This is a genomic window from Nakamurella flavida (genome assembly GCF_030811475.1).
Taxonomy (GTDB): domain Bacteria; phylum Actinomycetota; class Actinomycetes; order Mycobacteriales; family Nakamurellaceae; genus Nakamurella; species Nakamurella flavida.
Genome location: NZ_JAUSQV010000001.1, coordinates 1,888,175 through 1,902,088, shown reverse-complemented (window position 1 = coordinate 1,902,088; position 13,914 = coordinate 1,888,175). Strand labels below are relative to the sequence as shown.

General features: G+C 71.8%; 13 protein-coding genes. All 13 read left to right on the top strand.

Annotated elements, in window-relative coordinates; all coding sequences use genetic code 11:
• Positions 1-137 precede the first annotated feature (137 nt).
• The gene (locus J2S58_RS08550; RefSeq protein WP_205255747.1) at positions 138-893 is read left to right on the top strand and encodes a FadR/GntR family transcriptional regulator; all 756 of its coding nucleotides are present in this window, start codon (positions 138-140) and stop codon (positions 891-893) included.
• Between the two features lie 55 nt (positions 894-948).
• Entirely contained in the window at positions 949-2,475 is a 1,527-nt protein-coding gene (locus tag J2S58_RS08545; RefSeq protein WP_205255748.1) for a four-carbon acid sugar kinase family protein, read from the top strand.
• Between the two features lie 59 nt (positions 2,476-2,534).
• Positions 2,535-3,437 (top strand): NAD(P)-dependent oxidoreductase, encoded by a 903-nt coding sequence (locus J2S58_RS08540; protein ID WP_205255749.1) that lies wholly within the window; start codon positions 2,535-2,537, stop codon positions 3,435-3,437.
• Between the two features lie 74 nt (positions 3,438-3,511).
• Positions 3,512-4,222, top strand: coding sequence for a GntR family transcriptional regulator (locus J2S58_RS08535; protein WP_205255750.1), 711 nt, complete (start codon positions 3,512-3,514; stop codon positions 4,220-4,222).
• A gap of 149 nt (positions 4,223-4,371) precedes the next feature.
• The gene (dhaL, locus tag J2S58_RS08530) at positions 4,372-6,081 is read left to right on the top strand and encodes a dihydroxyacetone kinase subunit DhaL (protein ID WP_205255751.1); all 1,710 of its coding nucleotides are present in this window, start codon (positions 4,372-4,374) and stop codon (positions 6,079-6,081) included.
• Between the two features lie 126 nt (positions 6,082-6,207).
• Positions 6,208-7,173: a 3-hydroxyacyl-CoA dehydrogenase family protein gene (locus J2S58_RS08525; protein WP_205255752.1), complete on the top strand. Its 966-nt coding sequence runs from the start codon at positions 6,208-6,210 to the stop codon at positions 7,171-7,173.
• 65 nt (positions 7,174-7,238) lie between these two features.
• On the top strand, positions 7,239-8,006 hold the full coding sequence (locus J2S58_RS08520; protein ID WP_205255753.1) for an SDR family NAD(P)-dependent oxidoreductase: 768 nt from the start codon (positions 7,239-7,241) through the stop codon (positions 8,004-8,006).
• Positions 8,007-8,017: 11 nt separating this feature from the next.
• Positions 8,018-8,188: a hypothetical protein gene (locus tag J2S58_RS08515; protein ID WP_205255754.1), complete on the top strand. Its 171-nt coding sequence runs from the start codon at positions 8,018-8,020 to the stop codon at positions 8,186-8,188.
• A gap of 160 nt (positions 8,189-8,348) precedes the next feature.
• Positions 8,349-9,695, top strand: a complete 1,347-nt coding sequence (locus J2S58_RS08510) for an MFS transporter (RefSeq protein WP_205255755.1) — start codon at positions 8,349-8,351, stop codon at positions 9,693-9,695.
• A gap of 49 nt (positions 9,696-9,744) precedes the next feature.
• Entirely contained in the window at positions 9,745-10,701 is a 957-nt protein-coding gene (locus tag J2S58_RS08505) for a sugar phosphate isomerase/epimerase family protein (protein WP_205255756.1), read from the top strand.
• Between the two features lie 11 nt (positions 10,702-10,712).
• Positions 10,713-11,495 carry a triose-phosphate isomerase family protein gene (locus J2S58_RS08500; protein WP_205255757.1) on the top strand — a complete coding sequence of 261 codons (783 nt, stop codon included), beginning with the start codon at positions 10,713-10,715 and terminating at the stop codon, positions 11,493-11,495.
• Between the two features lie 150 nt (positions 11,496-11,645).
• A complete protein-coding gene (locus J2S58_RS08495; RefSeq protein WP_205255758.1) occupies positions 11,646-12,164 on the top strand; it encodes a ribose-5-phosphate isomerase in 519 nt (172 codons plus the stop codon).
• Between the two features lie 186 nt (positions 12,165-12,350).
• Complete coding sequence (locus J2S58_RS08490) at positions 12,351-13,913, top strand: long-chain-fatty-acid--CoA ligase (protein WP_205255759.1); 1,563 nt, start codon at positions 12,351-12,353, stop codon at positions 13,911-13,913.
• Position 13,914 lies beyond the last annotated feature (1 nt).

Sequence of the window (13,914 nt, the reverse complement as noted above, 5' to 3'; positions counted from 1 at the left end):
ATCACCCGGATGCCTGCTCCCGGCGGGGCGGGACCTGTTGACACCCTCCCCGGGCGGGGCCACACTCGCTCTACACATCAGACATCTGATGTCCCCGACATCTGTGCGCGATTCTCGACGACGAGGAGGCCGGCCCGGTGGGTTATCCCGAGGAACTGGCCGACGGCATCCTCACCGCGGTGATCGAGGGCAGCTTCGTCGCCGGGTCCGCGCTTCCGTCCGAGGGTGAGTTGGCCCTGCGCTACGGCATGAGCCGACTGACCGTGCGCGAGGCGATCCGGATCCTGCGCTCCCAGGGAGTGCTCGAGATCCGCCGCGGGCGCGGCACCTTCGTCAACGTCCCCGACCGGTGGACCTCCCTCGAGGCGATCGTCCGGGCCGAGCACCACCGCGATCCCTCGTCCGGCGTCTCGGAGAAGTTGCTTGAGGCCCGGCGCATGGTCGAGGTGGGCGCCGCGCAGCTCGCCGCGGCGCGCCGCAGTGAGGAGGACCTGGACGAGCTCGCCTCCTGCATGCAGGAGATGGCCGCCGGTCACGACTCCGGGGACGTCGACCTGTTCGTGGAGGCCGACATCGCCTTCCATGCCGTGATCATGCGCGCGTCGGGCAACATCTTCGTGCCCTTCATGTTCGAACCGTTCGGCGAGCTGCTCACGCACACCCGCCGGCAGACCTCCACGCTGCCGGTCATCCAGGCCAACGCGATCCGCGAGCACGCCGCCATCGCCGAGGCCCTGCGCGCAGGGGACGCCGACGCGGCCCGCGGCGCCATGGAGTCGCACATGGACCAGACGCGTGACGATCTCCGCCACCATGTCCTGGAGGCAGCGACCGGCGGCGCGGGAGACCCGTTCGCGGCACCGCCGCCACCGTCCCGGTCCGCCGTCCGGTAGCGGTCCACCCCGCCACACCATCCGTCACAGCGCGAGAACCCCTGGGAGTGCATCGATGTCCGTTCCGCCCGTGCCGCACCGCGAGCCGGTCACCCTGGCCGAACTGACCCGGGACCTGCCGCCGGGACGTCCCGTCGACCCGGCGGATCTCGCCGCGACCGTGGCGACCGCACGACGGCTGGTGGTGCTGGACGACGACCCGACGGGCACCCAGAGCATCGCCGATCTGCCCGTCCTCACCACGTGGTCGGTGCAGGACCTGCGGTGGGCCCTGCAGCAGGACACCGCCGGCTTCTTCGTGCTCACCAACAGCCGCAGCCTGACCCCCGAGGACGCCGCCGACCGGAACCGGGAGATCGTCCACGCGCTCGCCGAGGCGGCCGCCGCGGAGGGCGTGCAGTACGCGATTGCCAGTCGGTCGGACTCCACCCTGCGCGGACACTTCCCGCTGGAGACGGACGTCCTGGCCGCGGAGCTCGCCGGGCTGGGCTCCCCGGTCGACGGTGTCCTCGTCGTGCCGGCCTACCTGGAGCCGGGCCGGATCACCATCGACTCCGTGCACTGGACGCGGACCGCCGAGGGCATGGTGCCGGTCGCGCAGAGCGAGTTCGCCCGCGACGCCACCTTCGGCTACCACGAGAGCGATCTGCGGTCCTGGGTGCAGGAGAAGACCGACAACCGCATCGCCGCCGGGGATGTCGCCGCCATCACCTTGGACCACCTGCGGGTCGGTGGACCCGACCGGGTGCAGGAAGTCCTCGGCGCGCTCACCGGCGGCGTCCCCGTCGTGGTGGACGCCGTCACCGACGACGACCTGCGGGTGCTCGTCCAGGCCGTGGTCGCCGCCGAGGCCCGCGGGCGGACCTTCCTCTACCGGGTGGGGCCGTCGTTCGTCCGGGCCCGCGCCGGCCAGCAGGCCCGCCCGGCCATCGACGCGGAGCGGCTGCACGCGATCGTGCGGGACGCCCGGCAGGCGGCCGAGCGCACCCCGGAACCGCAGGATCCCCGTCCTGCGGCGCCGCACGGGCTCATCGTGGTCGGGTCGCACGTCGGGCTGACCACCCGGCAGCTCGACGCGCTGCGGAGCCGCGGGCACATCGTCGAGCTGGAGCTCGAGGTCCCCACCCTGCTCGACGAGCAGACCGCCCCTGCGCATCTCGCCGACATCGTCGACCGGGCGGTGGAGCTGCTCGCCGACGCGAGCTCCGCGGACGACGTCGTCATCCGCACCAGCCGGACCCTGGTCACCGGCCGGGACGCCCAGCACAGCCTGCACATCTCCCGCACGGTCAGTGCCGCCTCGGTCGCGGTGGTCCGGGCGATCGCCGCGCGCATCCGCCCGGCCTTTGTCGTCGCCAAGGGGGGGATCACCTCCTCGGACACCGCCGCTCTCGGGCTGTCGGTGGTGCGGGCCTGGTCCCGGGGCACCCTGCTGCCCGGGATCGTCTCCCTCTGGGAGCCCGTGGCCGGGCCCGCCCAGGGCATCCCGTACGTGGTCTTCGCGGGCAACGTCGGGGACGACGACGCCCTGGTCGACGTGCTCGACACCCTCCGCACCCTGTCGCCGGGTTCGCCGGCCTGAGTCCACCCGCTGCGGCCCGCACCCTCCGCCCCGACCCCCACCCCTGAACAGGACACGTCATGCCGCAGAACACTTCTCCGCACGTCGCCGTCATCGGACTGGGGGCCATGGGGCTCCCCATGGCCACCCACCTGGCCGGCGCCTTCCCCGTCACCGGCTTCGACATCGCCCAGGCCCGGCGGGATCTGCTCGTGGCGGCCGGTGGTGGGCAGGCCGGCACCCCGGCCGAGGCAGCCGCCGCCGCGGACGTGGCGCTGCTCGCCGTCCGCGACCACGAGCAGGCGTCGGCGGCGCTGTTCGGCGAGGGGGGCGTGACGAGCACGCTGCGCCCCGGTGGCGTCGTCATCCTGACCAGCACCATCGGCCCCGACGCGGCGCGTGAGCTGCACGCGCGGCTGCAGGCGACCGGGCACGTCCTCGTCGACGCCCCGATCAGCGGGGGACCGGTGCGTGCCGGGCAGGGCGACCTGCTGATCGTGGTCGGCGCGGAAGACGCTGCGCTGCAGCAGGTCCGCCCCGTCCTGGACCGGCTCGCCTCCACGCTGACGGTGGTCGGGCCGCGACCCGGGGACGGTCAGGCGCTCAAGACCATCAACCAGCTGCTGGCCGGCGTGCACATCGCCGCGGCCGCCGAGGCCGTCGCCCTGGCCCGCGGGTTGGGCCTCGACCCGGCCGTCGTCGTCGGCACGCTGGCCCAGGGCGCGGCCGGGTCGTTCATGCTCGGCGATCGCGGCCCGCGGATGCTCCAGGCCTACACCGACGAACCGGCCGAGGTGAAGTCCCGCATCGACATCTTCGTCAAGGACATGGGCATCGTCACCGGTGTGGGTCGCGAGGCCCACGTGCCGCTGCCCCTGGCGGCGGCCGCACAGCAGCTCTACCTGATCGCCGAGGCCAACGGGCTGGGCGCCCAGGACGACTCGACGGTGGTGACCGTGCTGTCCCCCGCGACGCGGCCGTGAGGCGGCCCGGCCGGGTCACCGGCTGCGGGCGCCGACCCGGACAGCGTCCGCGGCATGCCTATAGGATCCCGCAGATGCCCGGAGGAGTGCGTCCGCGTGCCGTCAATCGGCAGGTGTTGACCGATCGCGTCTACGAGGAAGTCCTGGCCGGGCTGATGGACGGCCGGTTCACGGCCGGGGCCGGGATCAGCATCGACGGACTGGCCCGGGATCTCGACGTCTCGCCCACCCCGGTCCGCGAGGCGCTGGCCCGGTTGGAGTCCACCGGGATGGTGACCCGGGTGGCCCTCAAGGGGTACCGGGTGGCCCCGCTGTTCACCACCGAGGAGCTGGGCGAGCTGATGGACGCCCGGTTGGTCCTGGAGCCCGTCACCGCAATGCGTGCCTGCGAGCGCGCCACCCCGGAACTCGTCGCCGAACTCGCGCGGTCGGTGGCCGATCTGCGGGACGCACCCCGCGGTGGGTCGTTCGCCGAGTTCCGCGACTACTGGGAGGCCGACGAGCGGCTCCACCGGTTGATCGCGGAGCATTCCGGCAACCGCTTCCTGCTCTCCGCCTACGAGGGACTCGGCGGTCAGATCCAACGATTCCGCTACTTCAACGGGGTCGGGGTGACCGATGCCGAGGCCGCCATCGAGGAGCACACCGCGATCCTGGCGGCGTTCCGGACCGGAGCGGCGCACTCGGTGGGGGAGGCGATGGTCGCCCACCTGGCGGGGGTCAAGGCCCGGGCGCTGGGCGACGTGCGGTCCCGGGACATCCCGATGGCCCATCCCCGGCGCTGAGCCGGCGCGCAGGGTCTTGACACCGACCTCACATGCGTAGATCCTATAGGAAACGCCCCGAATGCTGATGGGGCCGCACGGCACCTGACCGGAGCGCGGACCGTCGTCCACAGCAGTGGGCCGATCCGCCGGAGATTCAATGAGGAATCATGACTGTTCTGTTCGATGATCCCGCCGCCTTCGCCGACGAGGCACTGGACGGTTTCGTGGCCGCCAACCGCAGTCACGTCGCCCGGGTCGACGGTGGCGTCGTCCGGTCCACCGAGATGACGCCCGGTCAGGTGGCCGTGGTCATCGGTGGCGGTTCCGGTCACTACCCGGCCTTCGCCGGGCTGGTCGGCCCGGGACTGGCGGCCGGTTCCGCCTGCGGCAACATGTTCGCCTCGCCCGCCGCCGGTCAGGTGTACCGGGTGGCCAAAGCCTCGCAGGTCGGCGGGGGAGTGCTGCTGAGCTACGGCAACTACGCCGGCGACGTCCTGCACTTCGGTCAGGCGCAGCAGCGGCTGAACGCCGAGGGGATCGAGACCCGGACCGTGCTGGTCACCGACGACATCGCCAGTGCACCGATCGAGACGATCGAGCTGCGTCGTGGCATCGCCGGCGACCTCACCGTCTTCAAGGTGGCCGGCGCCGCCGCGGAGGCCGGGCTGGACCTGGACGAGGTGGAACGCCTGGCCCGCAAGGCCAACCACCACACCCGCACCCTGGGCGTCGCCTTCGCCGGGTGCACCCTGCCCGGTGCCGACGCCCCGCTGTTCACCGTCCCCGACGGCCAGATGTCCCTCGGTCTGGGCATCCACGGCGAGCCCGGCATCTCCGAGCACCCCATGCCCACCGCGTCCGAGCTGGCCCGGTTGCTGGTCGACAAGCTCCTCGCCGACAAGCCGGAGGACGCGGGCAGTCGGGTCGCCGTCATCGTCAACGGGTTGGGCACGGTCAAGTACGACGAGCTCTTCCTGCTGTACGGGAAGATCGAGAAGCTGCTGCTGGCCGCCGATCTGGAGATCGTCGAGCCGGAGTGCGGCGAGCTGGTCACCAGCCTGGACATGTCCGGCGTCTCGCTGACCCTGTTCTGGCTGGACGACGAGCTGGCCACCTGGTGGTCCGCCCCCGCCGACACGCCCGCCTTCCGCAAGGGCACCGCCGACGCCCGCCCGCAACGCGACGCCGCCGAACTCACCGAGGCCACCGCGGAAGCGGTCCAGGCCGGTACCCCGGCGGCCGTCGCCCTGGGGCGCAGCGCGATCGCCGCCCTGGAGTCCATCCGCGCGACCGTCGAGGAACACGAGCAGGCGCTGGGTGATCTGGACGCCATCGCCGGGGACGGTGATCACGGCATCGGCATGCGCCGTGGCATCGAGGGCGCCGTGGCAGCGGCCCGGGAGTCCGACGGGGAGAGCGTGCAGACCGTGCTCACCCGCGCCGGCGAGGCCTGGAGCGAGAAGGCCGGCGGCACCTCCGGCGCGCTCTGGGGCACCGCGGTCATCACCGTGGGGCTGACCCTGGGCAACCGGGAGAGCTACGACGCGCAGGACGCCGCCCGCGCCGTGCAGGCGTTCGCCGATTCCATCACCGGGTTGGGCAAGGCCGAACTCGGTGACAAGACCATGGTGGACGCCCTCCTGCCGTTCGCCGAGACCTTCGCCGCGCAGATCGCCGGGGGAGACCCCGTCTCCTCGTTCGACGCCGCGGCCCGGGCCGCCACCACCGCGGCCGAGGCGACCGCCGAGCTCCGTCCCCGCAAGGGCCGGGCCCGTCCGCTCGCCGAGAAGAGCGTCGGCCACGCCGATCCCGGCGCCATCTCCTTCGGCCTGATCACCACCGCCCTGGCGGAGAGCTTCCGGCCCGGCCGGTCCTGACACCGTCCGCGCGCCCTGCCCGGGGCCGCGGAGCACAGCAGTCCCGGACGGGCCCAGGCCCGCGGCAGTCCCGCACGGGGACCCCGGCCGTCCGCATCCGCACCAGCACCACCGAGAGGACACCACATGACCACATCGTTGGACGGCCGCAGGATCGCCGTCGTCGGCTCCGGATACATGGGCGGCGGCATCGCCCAGGTGCTCGCGCTGGCCGGGGCCCGCGTGGCTCTCGCCGACGTCAGCGCCGAGGTGGCGCAGCGGAACTTCGACCGGCTCATCGCCGAGTCGAAGGACTTCGTGGCCGACGGACTCTTCCCGGCCGGCGCCACCGAGACCCTGCAGAAGAACCTGTGGCCGGCGGAGTCGCTCGCCCAGGCCGTCGCCGACGCCGACTTCATCGAGGAGGCCGTGCCCGAGGTCCTGGCCATCAAGCACGACACCCTGCGGCAGATCACCGCCGCGGCCCGGCCGGACGCCATCATCGGGTCCAACACCTCGACCATCTCCATCGGCGACATGGCCGACGCGGTGGGCAATCCGGAGCGCTTCCTCGGAGTGCACTTCTCCAACCCGTCCCCGTTCATCCCCGGTGTCGAGATCATCCCGCACGCCGGCACCGATGCCGATGTCGTCGCCCGGGCGCAGGACATCGTGCACGCCTCCGGCAAGTCGACCGCGGTCGTCAAGGACGTCACCGGGTTCGTGCTGAACCGGTTGCAGTACGCGCTCTTCCACGAGGCGACCAAGCTCGTCGAGGACGGCACCGCGACGGCCGAGGACATCGACACGCTGGTGCGCACCACGTTCGGCTTCCGACTCCCGTTCTTCGGTCCGTTCGCCATCGCCGACATGGCCGGGCTCGACGTCTACGACTTCTGCTACAAGTCCCTGCAGACCGGCTTCCCGGAGCGGTTCGCCACCCCGAAGATCCTCAGCGACCTCGTCGCCGCCGGCAAGCTCGGCACGAAGACCGGCGCCGGCTTCCTCAACGTCCCGGCCGACCGGACCCCCGAACTGATCGCGTACCGCAACAAGGCGTATGTCGCGATGCAGAAGCTCCTCGAGGACCTCGGTCCCGCCCCCATCAACTGATCCGCCGCGGTCGCCTCCCCGGCCGGGGAGGCGTCCGGCCCGGAACGACTGCGGAAAGGCCTGCCATGACACAGTTCCCGAGTGCCAGGACGGTGATCGTCACCGGCGCGGTGTCCCCCCGGGGCATCGGCCGCTTCACCGTGGACCACCTGGCCGCCCAGGGGTGGAACATCGGGGTCATCGACCTCGACGACGCCGCCAGCAAGGCCCTCGCGGCCGAGCTGGCCGAGAAGCACGGTGTGCAGGCGGCGGGCGCCGGTGCCGACATCGGTGACGAGACCTCCGTCCGCGCCGCGATCGACGAGCTGGAGGCGGCCCTGCCGCAGATCGTCGCCCTGGCCAACATCGCCGGGGTCAGCTCCCCGGTCCCGTACCTCGAGCTCGACGCGGCCGAGTGGGACCGCGTCCTGAACATCAACCTCAACGGGGTGCACTACGCGACCCGTCGGGTGGCCGAGACCATGGTGCGCAACCGCATCGGCCGCATCGTGAACATCTCGTCGATCTCCGCGCAGCGGGGCGGCGGCACGTTCAGCAAGACGCCCTATTCGGTGGCGAAGGCCGGCGTCATCGGTCTGACCCGCGCGGTGGCCCGTGAGCTGGGCCCGTACGACATCACCGTCAACGCCATCGCTCCCGGCCCGATCGACACCGACATCATGGGCGGAACGCTGAGCCCGGACCGCAAGGACGAGCTCGCCGCCGATCTGCTCACCAACCGCATCGGCAGCCCCCTCGACATCGCCGCCGCCATCGCCTTCCTCATCAGCGAGGACACCGGCTTCATCACCGGCCAGACGCTGAATGTCGACGGTGGCCTCTACATGCACTAGGAGCTGCCGTCATGTCCAGCCCGCGCCCGTCCCGCCCGGACCCCGCCGCCCCGGAACCGGCCCGTCCGAACTCCGCCCGTGCCACCCCCGCTCCCGCGTGGAGCCGGGAACGCAAGATCTACCTGGCCGTCGGCATCGTCATCCTGCTGGTCGCCCTGGTCCTGCTGCTCGTCTCGCTCTGACCCCGGGCTCTCCCGCCCCGGCGGGTCCGCGATCCGCCCGGCCTCCGCCGGGCGTGGCCCCCGCCGCGACCTCCGCATCCCGAGGCCGCCCGCCCCGGCCGACCCGGCATCCCGGGTCCGCCGCCCTCTTCCCGGCTTCCCCTCCCCGCAGGAGCCCATCATGTCCACCACCCCCATCCCCAAGACCAGCCGTGAGCTGCTCCAGTCACCCGTCCTGAAGTCCGCGATCAGCAAGGCCGCCAAGCGGCTGATGCCGATGCTGGTGATCCTGTACGTCGTGTCCTTCCTGGACCGCACGAACGTCGGCTTCGCCGAGGCGGGACTCGAGGTCGACCGCGGGATCTCCGCCTCCGCCTACGCGTTCGGCGCCGGGTTCTTCTTCGTCGGTTACGCCATCTTCGAGATCCCGAGCAACCTTCTGCTGCAGAAGGTGGGCGCCAAGATCTGGCTGGCCCGCATCGCCATCACCTGGGGCATCGTCTCGGCCTGCTTCGCCTTCGTGCAGGGCCCGACCTCGTTCATCCTGCTGCGCTTCCTGCTGGGCGTCACCGAGGCCGGCCTGTTCCCCGGCGTCATCCTGTTCCTCTCGCAGTGGTTCCCGAACAAGGTCCGCGTGCAGATGTTCGCCATCTTCTATCTGGCGCAGCCGTTCTCGCAGATGATCGGCAGCCCGCTGTCCGGCTGGCTGATCAACGTCGGCAACGACCTGGGGTCCATCCGCGGCTGGCAGCTGATGTTCGCCGTGGAGGGCGGGCTGGCCATCCTCGCGGGCATCGCCTGCCTGTTCTTCCTCATCGACAGCCCGGCCAAGGCCAAGTTCCTGTCCGTCGAGGAGAAGGCCGCGCTGGCCGAGATCATGGCCCTGGAGGACACCGTCAAGGACGAGACCGGGCCACGCGGCGTGGGTGCCGCGCTGCGCAACGGCAAGGTCTGGTACTTCACGGTCATCTACTTCTGCCTGCAGATCGCCGTCTACGGCGTGACGTTCTACCTGCCGCAGCAGGTGTCCGCGCTGACCGGGACGAAGGTCGGACTGCAGGTCGGACTGCTCTCGGCGATCCCGTGGTTCTTCGGCATCTTCGCCTGCTACTTCGTGGGCAAGGCGGCGACCACCGTGGAGCGCCGCCGCAAGTTCGGTGTCGTCCTGTTCATCACCACCGGGTTGTCCCTGTTCGGGGCGGCCTACGCCGGGTCCAACTCGCTGCCCACGCTGGGCATCATCTTCCTGACCCTGACCGTCTGCAGCTTCCTCGCGGTGGGTCCGGTGACCTGGTCCTACCCGACCGCGTTCCTGAGCGGCACGGCGGCGGCCGCGGGCATCGGCCTCATCAACTCGCTGGGCAACCTGGGTGGGTTCGTCGCCCCCAACCTGCGCAACATCGTCAACGGCTGGTTCGACTCCGACGGCCCCGCCGGTGTCGTCGCGCTCGGCATCCTGCCGTTCGTGGCCGCGGTGATGATGTTTATGACCTACCGGTTCAAGAACAAGGCCGACGAACTCCTCTGACCCGGCCGCCTGTCCCCTCCCCGCACGACCGCCCCGAGAAAGGCACCCCATGGCCACCACCGGCCCGACCACCGCGCTGAACAACGAGAACTGGCCCATCGCCGCGGCGATGATCTCCTACGCCGGCGCCCTGCCCGACGGATCCTCCCCGCAGGACCAGAGTGCGCAGGGGTGGGCGGAGACGGTGCAGGACGTCGTCGACGCCGGCTTCACCGAGATCGACCCGACCGACTCCTGGCTGCGCATCGCCGATCTCAGCCCCGAGCGGCTCACCGAGTTCCAGGACGTCATCGCCGCGGCCGGACTCACCATCCCGGCGGTGTCCACCGCGCGGCGCAGCGTGGTCGACCCGGAGTTCGGGGACGAGTACCTGGCCTACGGCCACCGGGTCATCGACGCGTCCGCCACGGTCGGCGCCTCGGTCGTGTCGTTCGGGTTCTTCCGGGCGCTCACCCCGGAGCAGAAGCGCGCGCTGTGGTTCTGGACGGTGCAGGGGCCGATCGACGACCCGGACCCGGAGGTGTGGAACCTGGCCGTACGGCGCACCCGGGAACTGGGCGAGCACGCGGCCCAGGTCGGGTTGGGCATCACGCTCGAGATGTACGAGGACACCTACCTCGGCACGGCCGACAGCTCGGCGCGCTTCGTCCAGGACGTCGGCCTGGACAACGTCGGGCTCAACCCCGACCTGGGCAACCTGGTCCGCCTGCACCGCCCGGTCGAGCACTGGGAGGTGATGGCGGAGAAGACCCTGCCCTACGCCAACTACTGGCACGTGAAGAACTACACGCGCGACGAGGACGAGTCGACCGGACTGATCACCACCGCCCCGGTGCCGATGGAGTACGGCGTCATCAACTACCGCAAGGCGGTGAAGATGGCCATCGCGCTGGGCTACCGCGGTGCGTTCTGCACCGAGCACTACGGTGGCGACGGGCTGTCGGTCAGTGCCACCAATCGGGAGTACCTGCGCCGGATCCTGCCCAAGCAGCCCGTCCAGATCTGATCGGAGCCGTCATGACGCAGCCGAAGCCGACGCGCACCTCGGTGGTGGGTGTCAGCCTCAAGATGTACCTGGACAGGGCCCGCACCCGGACCTGGCTGCGCGCCGTGGCCGAGGTGGCGCCCGAGGCCGGCGGGGTCGAGATGTTCGTCCTGCCCAGCTATCTCGCGATCGCCGATGCCGCCGAGCTGCTCGCCGGTACCGGGGTGGCGTACGGCGCCCAGGACGTGTTCTGGGAGGACTCCGGCGCCTACACCGGTGAGGTGTCCGCACCGATGCTGGCCGACGCCGGGTGTTCGTTCGTCGAGGTCGGTCACGCCGAGCGGCGGCGGTTGTTCGGGGAGACCGACGAGATCGCCGCGGCCAAGGCCGCGGCGGCCGCGCGCTCGGGCCTCACCCCGATCGTGTGCGTCGGCGAGCTGGGTGACGGCAGTGCGCTCGGCGGGCCGGGAGGACAGGAACAGGTGGACGCGGCGGTGCGGGAGTGCGTGCCGCAGGTCCGCAGCGTGCTCGCCGCCCTGCCCGCGGGCAGCCCGGTCGTGTTCGCCTACGAACCGGTGTGGGCGATCGGGGCCGCGGAACCCGCGCCGCCCGAGCACGTGGTCGCGGTGGTGAACGCGTTGCGGGCGATCGCCGAGAACGGCACCCCGCAGGCCGGCCTGCGCTTCATCTACGGCGGCAGCGCGGGCCCGGGCACGTTCGCCGCCCTGGACGGCGCGGTGGACGGTCTGTTCCTCGGTCGGTTCGCGCACGATCCGGCGAACCTGCGCCGGGTGGTGGCGGAGGTCCGCGGCTGAGCCGGTCGCGGACACCGGACCGGGGCGAGGACACTGGACGACGGACCTGCGGACCGCACGCCGGTGCAGCCGGACGCCCAGCGCTCGCAGACGGGTGTGCACGGCCATGAACGAGCAGACGATGAACAGCGAACGAGCAGAGGGAGAGCGATGAGCAAGCAGTGGAAGATCGTGGTCGGCTGTGACGACGCCGGCCTGCAGTACAAGGAGACCATCAAGGCCGATCTGCTGAAGGATCCGCGGGTCGCCGAGGTCCGCGACGTCGGCGTCAAGGGCGACGAGACCACCGCCTACCCGCACGTCGCCGTGGCCGCCGCCCGCATGGTGGCGGACGGCACCGTGGACCGCGCGCTGCTCATCTGCGGCACCGGCCTGGGTGTGGCCATCGCCGCGAACAAGGTCCCCGGCGTCCGCGCCGTGACCGCCCACGACGGGTTCTCCGTCGAGCGAGCGGTGCTGTCCAACGACGCGCAGGTGCTGTGCATGGGCCAGCGGGTCATCGGCGTCGAGCTGGCCCGCCGGCTCGCCCGCGAGTGGCTCGGGTACGAGTTCGACACCACCTCGGCCTCCGCGGCCAAGGTCGACGCCATCCGCGCCTACGAGGCCACCGGTGACGGCGCCCCCGAGCTGGCCACCGCCGACGACCTGGTCCGCGCCGCCTGCGACTGAGCAGCACCAGTACCGCATCGCACCACCACCGCCCCGGGCCGATCGGCGAGATCATCCCGGGGCGGTCGTGTGTCCGGTGCCGGCGGGCGGGGTCGGGTGGGGTGCGGCGGTCCACCCGGTCGGGTACCGGTCGGCGACCTACCATGGGCGCACGGCGACGAGGCCGGTGAGAGGTGGTCCACCCCGATGACCCTGTCCCTGGCCGCGATCCTGGCCGAGTCCGCCCGGCGGTACCCCGAGCGGGACGCGGTCGTGCTGGGCCCCTCCCGGATCACCTACGCCCGGCTCTGGGAGGAGACCCGCCGCTACGCCGCCGTCCTGCGCGAGCAGGGGGTCGGTCCCGGGGGCCGGGTGGCCGTGCTGCTGCCGAACGTGCCGGACTTCCCCCGGGTCTACTACGCGGTGCTCTCGCTGGGGGCCGTCGTGGTCCCGGTGCACGCCCTGCTGGTCGCGCGCGAGATCGGTTACGTCCTCACCGATTCCGCCGCCACCATGATCGTCGCCGGCGGCCCGCTCATCCCGCAGGCACTGCAGGCGGCGCAGCAGGCGGGCGTACCCCTGCTCACCGTGCTGGCCCCGCCGGCGGCGGAGGGGGAGAAGGAGGCGGGGGAGAAGGAAGTAGGGGAGCGCCCGCTCGCCCTGGACCGGGCGGCGGCCCAGGCCACCCCGATCGACAGCTACACCGAGCGGGCGGCCACCGACGAGGCCGTCATCCTCTACACCTCGGGAACCACCGGCGCCCCGAAGGGGGCGGTCCTCACCCAGCTGAACATGACGATGAACGCCACCGTCTCGGCCAACTCGGTCATCGACCTCACCCCGGACGACGTCATCCTGGGCTGCCTGCCGCTGTTCCACTCCTTCGGCCAGACCTGCGCGATGAACGCCGGGTTCTCCGCCGGTGCCACCCTGGTGCTGCTGCCGCGGTTCGACCCGGCCGCGGCGCTGGACCTGCTGGTCACCGAACGGGTCACCGTGTTCGAGGGCGTGCCCACCATGTACATCGGGTTGCTGGCCGCGGCCCGGGCCGACGACCGCCGGCCCACGCTGCGGCGCGCCATCTCGGGTGGGGCGAGCCTGCCGATGACCGTCATCGAGCGGTTCGCGGAGACCTTCGGCGCCGACATCTACGAGGGATACGGGCTGTCGGAGACCTCGCCGGTGGCCACGTTCAACCAGCAGGTGTTCGGCCGCAAGCCCGGCACCGTGGGCTGCGGGATCTGGGGGGTGCAGGCGGCGGTGGCGGCGGCCGAGGTCGAGGGCCGGATCGACCTGCTGCCCCTCGGGGAGATCGGCGAGATCGTCATCCGCGGCCACAACGTGTTCGCCGGATACCTGAACAACCCGGCCGCGACGGCCGAGGTGCTGGTGGACGGCTGGTTCCGCACCGGCGACCTGGGCACCCAGGACGCCGACGGTTTCATCACCATCGTCGACCGCAAGAAGGACCTCATCCTGCGGGGCGGGTTCAACGTGTACCCCCGCGAGGTCGAGGAGGTGCTCGCCGGACACCCGGGCGTCGCCCAGGTCGCGGTCCTCGGCGTGAGCGACGCGGTGCAGGGCGAGGAGGTGTGCGCCGTGGTGGTCCGGACGGCGGACGCGGGCGCGCTGACCGAGGTCGAGTTGATCGCCTGGGCGCGGGAGCAGATGGGGCGGCACAAGTACCCGCGCCGGGTGGAGTTCGTCGAGCAGATGCCGCTCGGCCCGTCCGGCAAGGTGCTCAAGCGCGAACTGGCCAAGGGCCTGTGAG